Consider the following 15,879-nt stretch of genomic DNA (forward strand, 5'->3'; position numbering starts at 1 on the left):
TTAAAGTTAGGATACTTAGTACGACCAGCAAAGAAATTGGTAAAAGCTGTTTGTAGGTGTCTTAACCCTTGTTGCAAAGGTACACAGCTTACTTCATTGAGAAAGTCTAATTCTTCTTGTTTTTTCCAATCAGTTAGCATTGAAGAAGTTTCAGTATATCCTACTCTTTGTTGCTTTTCGTACCATGCTTTTGTTCTGAGATGGAGTGCCTTATTGTAAACTAATCTTACACAGCCCAAAGTGTGCCGCAATAGCGACTCTTGTTCGGGTGTGGGGTAAAATCATCGGTAAGAATAGGCTTTCTCCATATTTCACATTCTGGCATATATCGTGTAAATGCGCTAATATTTAACAGTAAAGCCGTCGTTCTACGACGGGGTTTCAGAACCAAAATTTTCGATGAGCGATCGACCATTTCGTGGCAAGTCCGATAATAGTAATTTTCGCCGGCCTTCGCGGCCGAAAACCGGGCCAATTCTGGCTAAATCCCCGGCAGTAACTCCAGAAAACCAAGAAGCTGATGATCTGCTCTACGGTCGCCGGGTGGTTTTAACGGCCATGGAGGAGGAGCGCCAACTGAATCGGATTTGGGTGGTCAATCGACTCCGTTACGATCCCCGTTATCATACCCTCTTAGAAAAAGCGAAAGCCAACGGCACGGTAATTGATGAGGTGGATGATCTGCGTCTCGATCAGATTACCAATAAGGCCAATCATCAGGGGATCGCCGCCCAGATGTCCCCCTATGAGTATATAGAATTAGCCGATCTGATCGAGAAAGCTAAGGGCAAAAGTCGTCACCCCGTCATCGTCATCGCTGAAGGTATTACGGATCCCCATAACCTTGGGGCAATTATTCGCACCGCCGAAGCCATGGGTTGTCAGGGGGTAGTTATTCCCCAACGTCGCGCCGCCGGGGTGACATCGACGGTGATGAAAGTGGCGGCGGGGGCCTTGGAATATTTACCTGTGGCCAGAGTGGTCAATCTCAATCGTGCTTTAGAGGAATTAAAAGCGGCGGGTTTTTGGCTCTACGGCACGGCGGCAAAAAGTGGTAAATCCTTACACACAATTAATTTAACAGGTGCGATAGGATTGGTGGTAGGTTCGGAGGGAGAGGGTTTGAGTCTGTTGACCCAAAAGTCCTGCGATGAGTTGGTATCTATCCCCTTGGCAGGCAAAACCCCCAGTCTCAATGCTTCGGTGGCGGCGGCTATGGCTCTTTACGAGGTTTACCGTCAACGCTGGCAAAATTCCCCCGACTGAAAATCTGTATTTTTCGACACCCCAATAGCCAAAAGGAAAAAGTACAAATAGAATAGGAAGGAAGTTTGCGAAATGTAAACGAACGTAACAAAACCACCAGAGTAGATTGAGACGGGGAACGAAATGAAAGAATTTTTGATTAGCTTACTCGAAAGGTTCGGATTAGCCTACTGGGTCGAGATTAAAACCGACTATCCCAGATGTACTTATTATTTCGGTCCTTTTCTCGCTAAAGACGAGGCTGAAGTCGCTCAAGCTGGTTACGAAGAAGATTTGAAAACAGAAGGAGCGCAGGGAATTAAATTGCATATAAAACGTTGTCAACCCGAAGATTTAACTATTTTTGAGGAAAAAGAAGAAATCAAGCCCCTGAATCCCCTAAAGGTCTTACGCAGTCAAGCTTCTTAACGACTTTCAGTGATCAGTAATCAGTAATCAGTAATCAGTAATCAGTAAACAGTGATCAGTAAACAGTAATCAGTGATCAGTAAACAGTGAAAAGACAGCGGAAAGCTGCCATTTGATAATGCACACTTAATACCGATAACTGGTAACTGGTAACTGATTCAAGGCTGATAGTCAAATATCAATGGGAGCGATTTAAAAAACAGCTATATTGTGCTTCTGTCAGCCTTCCCGCTTCGTAGAGAGTATCGGTAATTTCTGCCAGGGTTAAAACCGAATAAGCTTGATAACCATGGCTACGAAGTTTATCTTTAACAAGTCCACCATGATCGATAAAAACCACGATATCATTAACTAATAATCCCGCCGATTTAATCTTTGCTGCCCCCTCGATCGCACTTTTGCCAGAAATTAAAATATCGTCCACCACTACCACGGTTTCCCCCACTTGAAAATTACCTTCAATTAATCTTCTTGTGCCGTGAGCTTTTACTTCTTTGCGGGGGAAAATCATCGGATGATTTAATAATAAAGATAAACCGGTAGCTGTGGGTAAAGAACCGTAGGGGATACCAGCAATGCGGTCAAATGTCAAGGTTTTTAATATTTCTCCATAGGCTTCAATTACCTGCTGAAAAATATTAGGATTAGAGATAATTTTTCTCAGATCAATATAATAGGAAAAAGTTTCTCCCGATGCTTGCACATAATCGCCAAACATCAAGCAACCAATATCAAATAATTGTAGAATTAAATCCTGATGAGGATGTTGTTTTAAAAGACAAACGTTAGCAGTCCAAATATCATCTTTGCTCGATTCTTGCCTTTGATTTTGTTTAATTCTGTTGACTTCCTCTCGTAAATCCTTGACTTTTGCTCCCAAATCGGGTTGAGATAAAAAGTCTTGGGGGACAGGAATTAATAAACCCTCGCCATGACTATTTAAACCCACAGTAATTAACTCGGAGAATTTGCTTTTGTCTTCCCAAATACTGCGTAATAAAATCAATCTTTCGGGGGCAAAATTGCGAATCTTTTTCAAAATCTCCGGTTGAGTGGTTCCCACTTCTAAAAACACTTGTTCGGGAGTTCCCCAAGTACAAGCTTCTTTGACAACTTGCAGATAAAAAGGATTGTCGCGACTGGGGAATTCTTGCAGATTAATCGCGCCTTGATTGGAAGTATGACAGAGGATAAAAGCGCCATGCTCGGGGTAAACTAAAAAAGGAGCAACGTGATCCTGTCCGGAGTAGGGATTGAGAGTAACCGCGTCCACCTGCCAAGTTTTAAAGATAGTCTCGGCTAAAATACTGCTAGTATTAATATCGCCGTGTTTAGCATCCAAAATTACAGGGATATGATCGGGAATTGCCGTTAAAATTCGCTGTAATAATTCTAACCCGGCTGCTCCCAAAGCTTGATAAAAGCCTAAAGTTGGTTTGTAGGCACAGACAAAAGGGGCAGTTTCATCGATAATAAACTTGAGCCACTGTTCTAAATTAACGATTAATTCTCCCGGGGTGGAGGGCATCATTTCGGGGTTAGCATCTAAACCGAGGACAAGCAGACTCTGGTTTTGACTAATGGCGTGGTTTAACTTTTGAAAAAAATTCATCGGTTCCTAATCTCAGGATTCTGGATTAGTTTCTAATTCTACACTGTTTTGCCAAAAAATAGGCTGTAAAATTGTCTGGTGCAGACTTTTTCTTGTGTCAGCGTCAAGGAATTTCTTTTGTAGCGGTTGCCATTCTTGCCATTTTTGGTGACGGATATTTTGAAAAATTTCTAGTAAGGTGGGCATTTCCTTGGCAAGACAATTGGGGAAAATTTGGCTAAGAAAATCCGAGAGAACACAACAATCCTGCATTTCTCCGAGAATACTTTGAAGGTTTTTAATATCTTCTAGATACTCTTGATACTTGTCGCCATAAAACTGAGTGAATAACTCCATATTATAGCGGGAACGCTTGGCTTCTTTACGGAGATCGTGCAGTAATAATCCTTCTTTTTCCAATAAGTCATCAATTTCTTGACTAGAAAACTCTCTTAATCTTTGATATTCCTCTAAATTTACCCCAACTAACCAGCCTTCATGGAGTAAAAAGCGACTCGCTTGGGGTAATAATAAGTCCGGTAAAACCGTGGCAATATCTAATTTTCCAATCGGTTGATAGGTGGGATTATCCAACCAACTGGCAAAATCTGCCTTAAAATTGAGAAATTTATCGGACTTCAACAGCTTTTCTACCTTAGCAAAAGCCTTCTCCCTTCGGTGTTCGAGAACTTGTAAAACTTTCTTCAGTAAATCCTGTTCTTTCGGGGGTAAAATTGGCTGATAATGACCGACAAAAGCCTCTTTTAACACATCTAAATCCCGCAATTCTCCTAAAATTCTGCCCAGATTACCCACCCGTTTTTGATCGGCAGATTTCGGCATGGTTAAAGCGGGGGCAAAACCGGTTAAGGTACTGCGGAGACGGCGCATTCCCACACGAATTTGATGTAATTCTTCCGTATCCTGATCGAGTAAAACCCCAGCTTCGTGTTTAAGAACTTTATGAAAATGTTTATCAATACCGATATAGGCCCAATCGGCAACAGTTTTAGCCCGAGGATTAAATTTGTTAGTCATTTGTCTTTAGGGAGGAAATAATGTCAAGATGATGATAGAATCTTTAAATCAAGACTGGAACTAATAGATACTATTTATTCTATACAATAGGATGAAGCGGCAGCTTTAAGAGAAGTTTATGGATAGTTTTTGGCTAGATTATGCGGGGGAAATCGCTTTTCGCACCGGAGAACATCTTTTCTTGACGGGAATAGCCATGGCTATGGGTAGCTTAATCGGGATTCCTCTAGGTATTTTAATTAGTCGTCAAGCTATTCTCGCTCAACCAATTATAGCGATCGTTAACACCCTACAGACTATCCCCAGTTTAGCCCTATTTGGCTTTTTAATTTCTGTGCCTTTTTTGGGAGGAATCGGCAAAATCCCCGCTATTGTTGCCCTAACTCTCTATACTTTACTGCCAATTGTTTTAAATACCTATCTGGGCATCACAAAAGTTGATCCCGAATTAAAATTAGCCGGCTTATCCCTAGGTATGACCGACGGGCAAATCCTGCGCTATATCGAATTACCCCTGGCCAGGGCGATGATTTTAGGAGGAGTGAGAATTGCGACGGTGATTGCTATCGGTGTGGCCACGATCGCAGCTGCCATCGGTGGCGGTGGTTTGGGAGTGTTTATTTTTCGCGGTATTGCCACGGTCAACAATCAGTTAATTTTGGCGGGGGCAATTCCTGCCGCTTTTTTAGCCCTTGTGGCCGATTGGAGTCTCGGTTGGCTAGAAAATACCTTTTCCCCTTCGCAACGCCCGCAAAAGCCCTCTAAATGGCAATGGGGATTAGGTTTAATCGGGTTAGCCTTGCTATCTTTCCTGTTGACTCAAATTTTCCATTCATCCCCCGGCACAGTGGTGATCGGTTCCAAAAATTTTACCGAACAGGTGATTTTAGGGGAAATTTTGGCACAGGAGATCGAAAAAGAGACGAATTTACGGGTCGAACGTCAATTTAATCTCGGTGGTACTCTGATCTGTCATGAAGCGGTGAAAGCGGGTAAAATCGACGGTTATGTGGAGTATTCTGGCACGGCTTTCACGGGAATTTTGCGAGAAAAACCCCTGAACGATGCCCGATTAGTCTCTGAAAAGCTGCAAGAGATTTATCCAGAAAAATTTAATCTAGAAGTGTTTCCCAGTTTAGGATTTGAGAATACTTTCGCCATTGTTATCCGGGGAGAAACCGCCAGTCAATACAATCTTAAAACTCTCTCGCAAGCGGCTAAATATACTCCCAATTGGCAAGCGGGTTTTGGTTATGAATTTTTGGAAAGGGAAGACGGTTACAAGGGATTAGCGAAGACCTATGGCCTAACTTTTGCCCAACCCCCGAAAGTGATGGATTTAGGGTTAATGTACCGCGCTTTAGCCGAAAAACAAGTGGATTTAGTGGCGGGAAATTCCACCGATGGCTTAATTCCCGTGCTAGATTTAGTCATCCTAGAAGATGATCGACGCTATTTTCCTCCCTACGAAGCGGTACCGATTTTTAACCGGGATAGTTTGCGAAAATATCCGCAATTGCGACAGGTTTTAGCCAAACTCACCGGCAAAATTACCTCCACAGCTATGCAGAAATTAAACTATCAGGTGGATGGCAGCAATCGCAGGGTGGAGGAAGTGGTCAAAGAATTTCTAGTCTCCCTCTCTTAACCATTTAGTCACTCCCCCGGGTTGATCGATTAAACTAATGCCTTGGGCTTTTAATTGTGCGCGAATGCGATCGCTTTCGGCGTAATTTTTCGCTTTTTTTGCCTCTGTCCGTTGTTGGATCAGATTTTCGATTTCCGCTGCACTAATTCCCTCAGAAACCGGGGTTTCTCCTTGGTCGGCGGCAATTTCTAAGCCCAAAACCCTAGACAATTTCACCAAAGTATGCCATTTTACCGCTAATTGGGCCAGATTGCTGTCCGTCTTACCCGCATGGGTTAAATTATTACCTTCCTTGCGTAATTCCTTAGCGATTTCAAATAACACCGCTAAACCACCGGCAAAGTTAAAATCGTGATTTACCGCCTCTTGAAAGCGATTTTCTAGCTCTTGGTCAGTAATTCCAGGATTATCTTGCTGAAGATGCTTATAACCAAAGGATAAACCCTCTTGTAAAGTATGCCAGCCATTAGTGGCCGCCTGTAATCCCTCATCGGAAAAATCAATCGGTTTGCGGTATTGGGCTCCTAAAATTAATAATCTCACGGCTAAGGGGTCATATTTTGCCAATAACTCGCGAATAGTGATGAAATTACCGAGGGATTTCGACATTTTTTCCCCTGCCACCTTAACCATGCCATTATGTAACCAATAGTGGGCCAGAGGTTTACCCGTAGCCGCTTCACTTTGGGCGATTTCGTTTTCGTGGTGGGGAAAAATTAGATCACTTCCCCCCACATGAATATCGATAGTTTCTCCCAATTGTTCTTTGACCATGGCCGAACATTCAATATGCCACCCCGGACGACCTTGACCCCAGGGAGAATCCCAACTAGGTTCCCCCGGTTTTGCACCCTTCCAGAGGGCAAAATCAAAGGGGTCTTGTTTCTTGATTGCTTCCGGGTCGTCGGTTTCTACCCGGCCGCTGGCCCCCGCTTGCAAATCATCCAGTTTTCGCCCTGATAGTTTGCCATAATCAGAAAAACGACGGACGGAATAGTAAACATCGCCATCGCTGGGGTAAGCATAGCCTTTTTGTTCTAATTCATAGACTAGGCGCTTGATACCGTCGAGGCTATGAGTGGCCCGGGGATAAGCGTCCGCCGGTCTGACTCCTAATTTTGCCATATCTTCAAAGTAGGCCTGGATAAATCTCTCGGCCACGGCTGCCATGGTGGTATGTTCATTTTTAGCCCGATTGAGAATTTTATCGTCAATATCGGTGAAATTCTGAATATAGCGCACTCTATAACCGAGATACTCCAAATAACGCCGCACCACATCCCAAACCACACAGGTACGCGCATGACCCAAGTGGCAATAATCATAGACGGTAATGCCGCAGCAATACATGGAGACAATGCCGGGGATGAGGGGGGTAAAGGGTTCTTCGCGACGACTGAGGGTGTTGTAGAGGATTAAGGTCATGGATGGGGAAATTTTTTTCTGGGGAAAAAGGCTAGTCCAATTTTATAGCAGCTATCAGTTATCAGTGATCAGTTATCAGTGATCAGTTATCACTTTCCCTGATTTACTTACTATATTTTGTGTTTTTTGTCAAGAGGTTTTTAGGGTTTTAGTAAAGATGTGACGGTAAAATTCGAGAAGATAGGACTGTTTTGATGACAGCTATTATTGATAGAATCAATAGAATAACGAGAGGAAAGCTTGATTGTTTGCCTCAACCGACAATTTTTAATTGTTAATAAACTTTGACCAGACCCTAACTATGAATGAACCACCTAATAGCGCTGGCGATGAAATCCAATTACCCCGGGGAGAAAGAGTTGACCAGCTAAGAAATCTCATCGAAACCCTACGCATTGCCGATGAAGTGGCCAATCGAGGTTATTTGATTACCAGCGCCGAAGTGGCCGATTTAATGGATATTAATCCAGGGGCCGTTACTAGTCGAGGCGACCATTGGCCGTGGCGAAATTGGGTAATCTCCCGGGTCAGACGCGAGGGAAACCAAATTCTTTGGCAGTTGGAAAAAGTCGATTAGAATTAATTGCAATCATCAGTTAATTTCTCTCTTGACTTTTGTAAATTAGTAATTAGGGTTTGCTGAATAAATCTAAAAACCTTGTTGGGTAAGACTTTTAGACTTTTTGATTGACAAAAAGTCCCAGATCTGGGAGGGATCGGGGGGAAAATTCAGGGACTTTTTCCCTGAAAATTAGGTAATTTACCAGATGAAAATGGGTAAAAACCTACACCCCACACCCCACACCCCACACCCCACGAAAAACTTTTTCAGCAAACCCTAATTATCTCGTCAATTTCCCCCAGCAGATGACGCGCGAAACGTCGGGCCAAGGGCGGAGCCGATACAAGTGTACTGGTAAAGCCAGAAAATACCTGCAATCCCACTTTATCGGCGATCGCTCCCACTAGAGGCCGTCCCGAGGGGGCAAAGGCCACTAGGCAATGATGACAGCTTCCGGGGAGAGAGGCTAAAGAGGGCAGCAATGTCCCCACGGCGGCGCGTATTGCTTTTTCCCCCGCCAGAGGGTTTAAAATCCCGCTAGGATCGGTGATAATGGCGCTAATTTGCCCTAGATAAAGGCTTTGATCCCGGAATTGTACCGCCCCCGTTTCTAAAACACTGGTAATTATTTCTGGGGTTTCTCTCTGCCAAATGCCCTGATTTTCTAGTTGGGTAATTTTTTGCTCTAATACCAATCTAGCAGGAATTGCGGGCATAACTAGGGTGTTTAATTTGATCTCGCTGGGGGGAATTTTGATCACCTGGGCATGGGTAAAATAGACGGAAGCAGTAATACCAGATTTTTGCAGTAAAGACCGGGTTAATCCCCCCGCACAAACGATAGTTTCCCCGGCATAATAATTATTTTTAGGAGTTTTTACGCCGGTAATTCTCGATGCAGTTTCAATTAATTCGATGACAGCTTCCCGAATAATCGTGCCTCCCAGACGCAGAAAAGCTTGTTGATAGGCAAGATTAGTTTTTTCGGCATTGATGTGACCGTGGGGCAGTCGTAAAACTCCCGAAATAGCTGCGGGATTTAATAGAGGTTCTAAAGCGATCGCTGCTTGCGGATCGAGAATTTCGGGAGTAATAGCAAAGATAGCAAATTTTTCGGCCACAGTGGCCGGATCATCTTCGGGATTGACGGTGAGAATTAGATCTATGTCCCGGTATTCGTTATCTATGCCCAATTCCTGCGATAAATTGCGCTGAATTTCTCGACCTTCTTGATATAATTTTCTCTGGATTTCTGTGGTGGCCGACCAATAGGCTAAACCCCCGTAACTGTAGAAAGTGGCGTTGAGGGGATGGGTTTCTTTTTCTAATAAGAGGACTCGACTGCCTAGGTTAGCTAGTTCATAGCTTAAGGCGGAACCGGTGATACCACCACCGATAATTATATAATCATAAGTTGTGGTCATAATTGGGCTAATTTTTACTCAATTAATCTATTCTATCATTTCCTAGTTTCTGATTTGATCAATAATTGCTATAATTACAGAAAAAGTTCAAAGCGGGATCGGATAACTATGCAACAGCTAGAAACTAGGGGGATAACTGACTCATGGATTAAAGGTAGTTGGGAAGAATACTTAGCAGCAATTAACAACTTCCCAGAAAATAAAGGGAAAAGTTATTATTACAATGGCTATTATCGATTAGAAATGACTCCTATTGGATTTGAACACGCTAGAGATCATCACGTTGTCTTTTTGGGGGTGAGTCTCTACGCTATCCTCAAAGAAATTCCTTTTCAAGGACTCCCTACTTGTTCCTATCGCAAAAGAGGAATTAGAGAAGTGCAGCCAGATATATCTTACTATCTAGGAGAGAAAGCGAATCTGATACCAAATGGGACTTCGATTATTGATTTAAATCAGTATCCCCCACCAGATTTAGTCATTGAAATCTCAAAATCTACCCTCAATGATGACCTAGGCAATAAACGCTTACTCTATGAAGAATTAGGGGTTAGTGAATACTGGAGTGTTAAGGTAGATGATCCCCAAATATTTGCTTTTGAAATAATCGATCGAGGTAGCAAAAGAATTGATATATCAAAGGTTTTACCTAATTTAAAAATTGCGGTTTTAGAGTCAGCTTTACAACAGGCACGCACCAGAGATCAAAGTCAGGTGGGACGTTGGTTAATCAGTCAATTTCAAGGTTAAATCTTACTGTTTTTTGGCAGCCGCTTTCTCCAATAAAGACTCGGCAAAAGCGAGGGCATCTGCTGCCGAATTTCCTCCCGTTAATTGTGCCAATTCTTCCCTTCTCGTCTGACGATTATCGAGAGAAGTAACCCGGACAACCGTGCGAATTTCCGAGAGATTAGTGGGATTATCTTCGGCAATCATTTGTTTATAAACTCGAAAATGGTGATCAGCTAAAGCAGCCACTAAGGGTTGATGAGTAACGCACAAAACTTGATATTGTTGACCTAATTGATCTAATTTATCGGCAATTGCCTGGGCAACTTTTCCCGATACTCCCGCATCAATTTCATCAAAAATTAGGGTTGCCGCTGCCGATTGGGATTGGGAAAAACAGGACTTTAACGCTAGGAGAAAACGACTCATTTCTCCTCCAGAAGCAGTACTGGATAAAGGTTGGATTTTTTCCCCCGGATTGGGACTAAAATAAAATACCACTTGATCGACTCCCAGACTGCTAGGATTACCCGGGGCAATCCGACAGACAAAAATCACCTTTTCCATGGCTAAAGGTTTTAATTCCTGTACCAATTGTTTTTCTAGTTGACTAGCGGTTTCTTGTCGCAAAAAGGTCAACTGGGTGCTAGTTTCTCGATAGATTTTTTCCTGTTGCTGACAAATTTTTTCTAATTCTTCAATGGATTGTCCTTCTCCCGTCAACTCCGCTAATTCCTGCTGTAATTTCTGATAATAATCGATCGCTTCGGCTAAACTTGGGCCATACTTGCGACAAATGCGCTTAAGTTGGACAATTCTCTCTTCTATCTCGTTCAATCTCTCGGGATCTGCTTCTAGACTATCCCCATAGACGTTGATTTCCTGTCCCGCTTCCACCACCTGATTTAATGCCGATCGCACCATCTCTAAAATTGGCTCTAAACTTCTATCATAAACCATCATATTTGTCAAGATATTTTCAGCTTTTCCTAACAAATCGGCGACGGCGGGTTGATCGCGATCATTTTGGTAGAGTAGTTGATAGACTTGATAGCTGGAATTTTGCAAATCGACACCGTGGGAGAGTCGGTTTCTTTCCTGTTCCAACTGTTCCAACTCGTCAGCGTCAGTTAAATTGGCTGATTCTAGTTCTTTTAGTTGATATTCTAATAAATCTAATCTTTGTAGGCGATTTTGTTCCGATTGCAATCTATTATTTAAAATATTCTTGCTTTCTTGCCAGTTAAGGTAGGCTGTCGCTACTTTTTCCCGCTGCCGCAGCAGCGATTCACCCCCGTAGAGATCTAATAATTCTCTCTGTCGATTAGCGTCCATTAACTGAACTGTTTGACCTTGAGCGGTGATTTCTACCAAAAAATCTCTTATTTGCGCCATTTGTTGGCGATTAGAGACGACTCCGTTAATCCGAGAACGAGAACGCAAGGAATTATTAGTAATCACTAATTCCCGGCTGATTGTTAGACTATTATCCTCTAATAGGTCAATTTCCTGACTTTCTAGCCAAGCAATTAATTCTGGAGTTAGAGAAAAAGTCGCTTCTAGGGTTGATTGTTGGCTTCCCTGACGGATGACGCGATGATTGACTTTGCCACCGAGAACAATATCGATCGCGTCTAATATAATCGATTTTCCTGCCCCCGTCTCACCGGTCAGTACATTTAATCCGCTGCCGAAAGTTAATTCTAAGCGATCGATGAGGGTAAAATTTTCAATTTGTAGGCAGGATAACATATATTCAGTAATCAGTAATCAGTTGGTATTCTCATTATCTTTCAGCATTCCCTAATTTTCCCCGAAACGGTAGCCCTTCCCATAGACAGTATTAATTAGAGGTGTTTCTCCGTCCGCTTCGATTTTACGACGCAGCAAGCGCATCAGGGCAGGAACTACATTACTATTAGGTTGCTCTCCTTCTGACCAGAGATGCTGATAAATTTGTTCATGGGTGAGAAGTTGACCCGGATGGGTCATAAATAAAGTCAACAATTGTACTTCTTTGACTGATAAACTAATCGTGCGACCGTGACGATAGGCCACTTGATTTTCGCTATCGAGTTCCAAATCAGCAGATTTTAATTTACCGCTATTACTAGCTTCAAAATTGGGAGAACGACGCAATAAAGCGCGGACTCTCGCTAATAATTCTCGCAGTTGAAAGGGTTTGACTAAATAATCATCAGCACCGGCATCTAATCCCGCCACTCGATCGTCTATGGTATCCTTAGCGGTTAGAAATAAAACGGGAGTGGTGTCCCCTTGATTGCGTAAATATTGACAGATTTGTAATCCGGATTGCTGGGGTAACATCCAATCGAGAATTAAGAGGTCATAATTATTCTGTTGGGCCAATTCTAACCCCGTCCGACCATTATTAGCAATATCAACGTCATAGCCTTCTTGAGCAAGAATTTGTTCTAAGGGTTCGGTTAATTCTTTTTCATCGTCAACGATAAGTATTTTCATAAAAGTAAAAAAGATGGTGTTGGGTGTTGGGGTGTTGGGGTTTTGGTTTTTTTAGTTGAATCTCCCCATATCCCCATGTCCCCATATCCCCATTTCTCCTAATTATCTATCTTTGGGTAATAAATTGCGCCATTCGAGAGGGATATAACTTTCAATAAATCTAGCCATGGTTGGGTAATGACGCTGATACAAAACTCCCATATAGATAATACCAAGTCCCAAGACGGTTAGAGCAAAGGGAAAGAAAATTGAATCGGCAAAGAGACGATAGGAGAGATAGGAAAGATAGGCAAATACTCCGATACCTCCGAAAACCACAAATAATCTTCTTTTTAGCAGGACGGATAATAACATCAATCCCAAGTTAATTAGACAGTACAAAAATCGTTGTGCTTCATTATCATCGATGAGGAGAGATAGACTAAACCAAAACATAATTAATCCGAATAGGTATAGCCAAAAAGCAAAATCTCCCCGACTGCGACGCTGACGTACATCAATTAAATAGGCAGTTATTAAACAGGCAATTCCAAACCAAAAGGATACCCACAGTCGCAGTCTCCATGTGTATTCGTTCTCTCCAAATAGTAAAGGAGTTAAGTCCATTGACATATACCACAGACTAAAAGCGATCGGTGCAGTTAAAAAAGGAAATTTAACAAATCTCAAGGTTATTAATCCTGCGATAATCGTGCCTAATTCCATTAAAAACCAACTACCTTTAATCCATATATGGAAATCTCGATAGATGCCAGGATCGACCGCTTGCCAGTATCCTGTCCAGCGTTGTAAACCATAGATTGCTAAGGGAGTCATTGCCACTGCCATGGTAAATAAAAGGCCGCCGGGGATTTTGAGATTTTGCTGAAAATAGAGATTTTTTCCCGTAAAAATAAAACAAATTGCATAAAACAGGGCGATAAAAAATAGGCCCGCACCGCCGAAACTCTCCCAAGCTTCGTTCATAAACCACCCCAGGGCGGAAATAACAATTAATGCCCCAAAATAATAGGACACATTGGCAAAATTAAAACGAGGGCGATTAACTTCATCTTCTTGGGGATAACGGGATAAAAAAGCCGTCCATAAATTTTCAGCTTGGCTGGCAGTAATTAGGTTTTGTTGTACCGCCCAATCAAAATCTTCTCTTTCTAGTCTCATAATATTCTCTAGTCCTTAAGCTAAGATGTATTTTAACCGCCTATCTCTTTACTGTTGCAAGAGTGCCTCTTACCTGTTAAATGCTTAATTAACAGCTTATCCTAAGGATAAGGGAATAGTGAATAGGTGCAAATGTTAAATCCTGTAATAAAACTTAACATTTACCGCTAGAAACATCCGAAATCTGCAAAATAGAGTATAATTCAGTCTAGATTAACTATTATCGAAGCAATTATGATAACTAAATCAGAACTCTATGAACAAGATTTTCAATTATGGCTGATCACAACAATAGGTCAGTTGGAACAAGGAGATTTTCAGGCATTAGATGTATCTCATTTGGTTGAGGAGTTGAAAGAATTGGGTAAATCAGATAAAAATGCCTTGCAAGGAAATTTAATGATTTTGCTGGCTCATTTACTGAAATTACAAGTACAATCCTCCGCCTCTGAAAGCATAAAATCTAGCTGGTATAGCTCCATTGTCGAACAGAGGGAACGAGTTATCTCCTTACTGGAAAACACCCCTTCTTTGAAATCTCATGTAGCAATCGCCATCGATAAAACCTATCCTAAAGGTCGTAAAATTGCCATCAAGGAAAGTAAATTGGCTGACTTTGGCATTGCGATTCCTCCAGAGGAAGCATATCCCTTAGACTGCCCTTTTTCCTTAGAACAAATTCTTGACGAAGATTTCTATGGCTGATAATTCAAAATGCTGCTAAAAAGTCTTCAAATCTCAAAAACTGGGAAACTATACAAGTCACATCTGTCTCCCGATACTAACCGATTCGACTGACTTTAAATAGAGCTTACAAGCTTTTTTGCTCAACCCTAGTTAATCAGTCCTCAAAAAATAAGTAAAAATTATAACTTTAAGATAAACAATTAAAATATTTAAATATTTTGGGCGATTAGTTAAATGTAACAAGTAAGTTACAAGGAGAGTGTTTTTCCTGAATTTGCCAAAATTTGGCTGTAAATCGGGGTTGCCTACATTTACTAATATGGTATGATCGTGGTATGCTGTGGGCTTAGTTTAAGCATTAAATCTCAAATCAACGCAAAACCAAGACAATCAGGGTACTGTATCGATCCTCTTGCCCAAAAAAAGCCCCTAATGGTGACATTTCTTTATGTGACAATTTTTTAAGTTTTGTAAAGGCTATTGACTTAGAACCAGAATTGTGTAATGTGGAGCGAGAAATAGTCTTGAGTATTGACAAAAAAACCCTTACCTGTAACCTGTAGGTAAGGGGTTGGGGGGTTAGGTCAAATCAATTGCGCTTAAGGTACTTCAGTCCAGCGCCTAAACCTCCTAGCACCAGCAAACTCAGCACAGTTGACGGTTCGGGAATCGGGGCCGAAAAGTTAGAAATCGTCACACTGCCCCGTCCAACAATGTTGTCCACAGTGAAAATACGGAAACCGAAACTGTCGCCAGCTAGGACGTTAAACGTCGATGTCCCGTTTTGGACAACACCTCCCCCATTATTCAGTTACTTGGGTGAAGCTGCCGTTGAGCAGATAGCCAAAGGGATCCCAGAAAGGCGCATCAGGAGTCGAGTAGTTCCAATCAAACGTCACCGTCCCAGCCGCAGCCGCAGTGGTGGTGTAGTCTGTGGTTCCAAAAGTGCCAGAACCATTGTCCCCCCCAGTCAGGCTAATGGAAGCGGGAGCGCCGGTGGTATCGACGAACCCGTCGGCATTACTATTGGCAAATGTCCAATTACTGGGATCGTACGCACCTTGTAAACCGAACACTGTGGCGGCACTAGCACTAGAAGCAGCGGCCAGAGTGAGGCTAACAGTAGTGACAGTCATTGCGGTCAATGACCGCAATGACTCGAGTAATTTTGGCGATTTGGTGGCCATGGCCCTGGAAATAAATTAATGTACCCCCCAAGTCTAAAGACGATCAAAATATTTTTCAAGAGGATTTTTTATAGAAATAATTCAAGCTTATCCATATAAATAAGTTAGGCTCTTCGTTACTTAGTATGGTTCGATAGGGTGGCATAAATGGACTAAATCCTTATCTGGCAAAAGATTTAATTAATTAGTTCGCTCTAGATCAAAAACAATTGACAAAAATTGCAGCAACGTCTGTCTCTATAAGGGTTTCATTCCTTATAACCTCCGTC

Annotated in this window: 16 protein-coding genes; 6 read left to right on the forward strand and 10 right to left on the reverse strand. The window is 42.2% G+C overall.

The window, feature by feature from the left end; all coding sequences use genetic code 11:
• Nucleotides 1–251, reverse strand: a 251-nt coding sequence (locus EWV84_RS06730; protein ID WP_287077341.1) for a helix-turn-helix domain-containing protein, incomplete at its 3' end; no start/stop codon positions are given.
• Nucleotides 252–399: 148 nt separating this feature from the next.
• On the opposite strand from EWV84_RS06730, the gene rlmB reads away from it, so the two are divergent.
• Nucleotides 400–1,266, forward strand: a complete 867-nt coding sequence (gene rlmB / locus EWV84_RS06735; protein ID WP_286826604.1) for a 23S rRNA (guanosine(2251)-2'-O)-methyltransferase RlmB — start codon at nucleotides 400–402, stop codon at nucleotides 1,264–1,266.
• A 123-nt stretch (nucleotides 1,267–1,389) separates the two neighbouring features.
• Nucleotides 1,390–1,674, forward strand: coding sequence for a DUF1816 domain-containing protein (locus EWV84_RS06740; protein WP_286826603.1), 285 nt, complete (start codon nucleotides 1,390–1,392; stop codon nucleotides 1,672–1,674).
• A 178-nt stretch (nucleotides 1,675–1,852) separates the two neighbouring features.
• Here EWV84_RS06740 and EWV84_RS06745 read toward each other — a convergent pair whose 3' ends face one another.
• Together EWV84_RS06745 and EWV84_RS06750 are read right to left on the reverse strand one after the other, a co-directional pair.
• The gene (locus tag EWV84_RS06745) at nucleotides 1,853–3,286 is read right to left on the reverse strand and encodes a bifunctional orotidine-5'-phosphate decarboxylase/orotate phosphoribosyltransferase (RefSeq protein WP_286826602.1); all 1,434 of its coding nucleotides are present in this window, start codon (nucleotides 3,284–3,286) and stop codon (nucleotides 1,853–1,855) included.
• 12 nt (nucleotides 3,287–3,298) lie between these two features.
• Nucleotides 3,299–4,303, reverse strand: coding sequence for a CHAD domain-containing protein (locus EWV84_RS06750; protein WP_287077343.1), 1,005 nt, complete (start codon nucleotides 4,301–4,303; stop codon nucleotides 3,299–3,301).
• A 118-nt stretch (nucleotides 4,304–4,421) separates the two neighbouring features.
• Between EWV84_RS06750 and EWV84_RS06755 the strand changes: the two genes are divergently transcribed.
• Nucleotides 4,422–5,951, forward strand: a complete 1,530-nt coding sequence (locus EWV84_RS06755) for a glycine betaine ABC transporter substrate-binding protein (protein ID WP_287077345.1) — start codon at nucleotides 4,422–4,424, stop codon at nucleotides 5,949–5,951.
• Here the strand turns inward: EWV84_RS06755 and cysS are convergent.
• Nucleotides 5,934–7,376, reverse strand: coding sequence for a cysteine--tRNA ligase (cysS, locus tag EWV84_RS06760; RefSeq protein WP_287077347.1), 1,443 nt, complete (start codon nucleotides 7,374–7,376; stop codon nucleotides 5,934–5,936). The two genes, EWV84_RS06755 and cysS, sit on opposite strands and share 18 nt — an antisense overlap.
• A 301-nt stretch (nucleotides 7,377–7,677) precedes the next feature.
• On the opposite strand from cysS, the gene EWV84_RS06765 reads away from it, so the two are divergent.
• Nucleotides 7,678–7,953: a hypothetical protein gene (locus EWV84_RS06765; RefSeq protein WP_002768833.1), complete on the forward strand. Its 276-nt coding sequence runs from the start codon at nucleotides 7,678–7,680 to the stop codon at nucleotides 7,951–7,953.
• A gap of 251 nt (nucleotides 7,954–8,204) precedes the next feature.
• On the opposite strand, the gene EWV84_RS06770 is transcribed toward EWV84_RS06765, so the two are convergent.
• On the reverse strand, nucleotides 8,205–9,362 hold the full coding sequence (locus EWV84_RS06770) for an NAD(P)/FAD-dependent oxidoreductase (protein WP_286826598.1): 1,158 nt from the start codon (nucleotides 9,360–9,362) through the stop codon (nucleotides 8,205–8,207).
• Nucleotides 9,363–9,470: 108 nt separating this feature from the next.
• Here EWV84_RS06770 and EWV84_RS06775 point away from each other — a divergent pair, with 108 nt between their 5' ends.
• Nucleotides 9,471–10,112 carry a Uma2 family endonuclease gene (locus EWV84_RS06775; RefSeq protein WP_287077348.1) on the forward strand — a complete coding sequence of 214 codons (642 nt, stop codon included), beginning with the start codon at nucleotides 9,471–9,473 and terminating at the stop codon, nucleotides 10,110–10,112.
• Between the two features lie 3 nt (nucleotides 10,113–10,115).
• Here the strand turns inward: EWV84_RS06775 and recN are convergent, their stop codons facing one another.
• The 3 genes from recN to EWV84_RS06790 form a co-directional block, all read right to left on the reverse strand.
• Complete coding sequence (recN, locus tag EWV84_RS06780) at nucleotides 10,116–11,843, reverse strand: DNA repair protein RecN (protein WP_287077349.1); 1,728 nt, start codon at nucleotides 11,841–11,843, stop codon at nucleotides 10,116–10,118.
• 51 nt (nucleotides 11,844–11,894) lie between these two features.
• Nucleotides 11,895–12,575: a two-component system response regulator RppA gene (rppA, locus tag EWV84_RS06785; protein ID WP_287077351.1), complete on the reverse strand. Its 681-nt coding sequence runs from the start codon at nucleotides 12,573–12,575 to the stop codon at nucleotides 11,895–11,897.
• Nucleotides 12,576–12,677: 102 nt separating this feature from the next.
• Nucleotides 12,678–13,736 (reverse strand): DUF2157 domain-containing protein, encoded by a 1,059-nt coding sequence (locus EWV84_RS06790; RefSeq protein ID WP_287077354.1) that lies wholly within the window; start codon nucleotides 13,734–13,736, stop codon nucleotides 12,678–12,680.
• Nucleotides 13,737–13,970: 234 nt separating this feature from the next.
• On the opposite strand from EWV84_RS06790, the gene EWV84_RS06795 reads away from it, so the two are divergent.
• Nucleotides 13,971–14,441: a DUF29 domain-containing protein gene (locus tag EWV84_RS06795; protein WP_287077356.1), complete on the forward strand. Its 471-nt coding sequence runs from the start codon at nucleotides 13,971–13,973 to the stop codon at nucleotides 14,439–14,441.
• Between the two features lie 571 nt (nucleotides 14,442–15,012).
• Here EWV84_RS06795 and EWV84_RS22805 read toward each other — a convergent pair.
• Both EWV84_RS22805 and EWV84_RS06805 read right to left on the reverse strand, forming a co-directional pair.
• A complete protein-coding gene (locus EWV84_RS22805; protein ID WP_353737476.1) occupies nucleotides 15,013–15,147 on the reverse strand; it encodes a PEP-CTERM sorting domain-containing protein in 135 nt (44 codons plus the stop codon).
• Between the two features lie 79 nt (nucleotides 15,148–15,226).
• A complete protein-coding gene (locus EWV84_RS06805; RefSeq protein WP_287077358.1) occupies nucleotides 15,227–15,559 on the reverse strand; it encodes a hypothetical protein in 333 nt (110 codons plus the stop codon).
• Nucleotides 15,560–15,879 lie beyond the last annotated feature (320 nt).

The sequence above is a fragment of the Microcystis sp. M_QC_C_20170808_M3Col genome (assembly GCF_007095505.1).
GTDB lineage: Bacteria > Cyanobacteriota > Cyanobacteriia > Cyanobacteriales > Microcystaceae > Microcystis.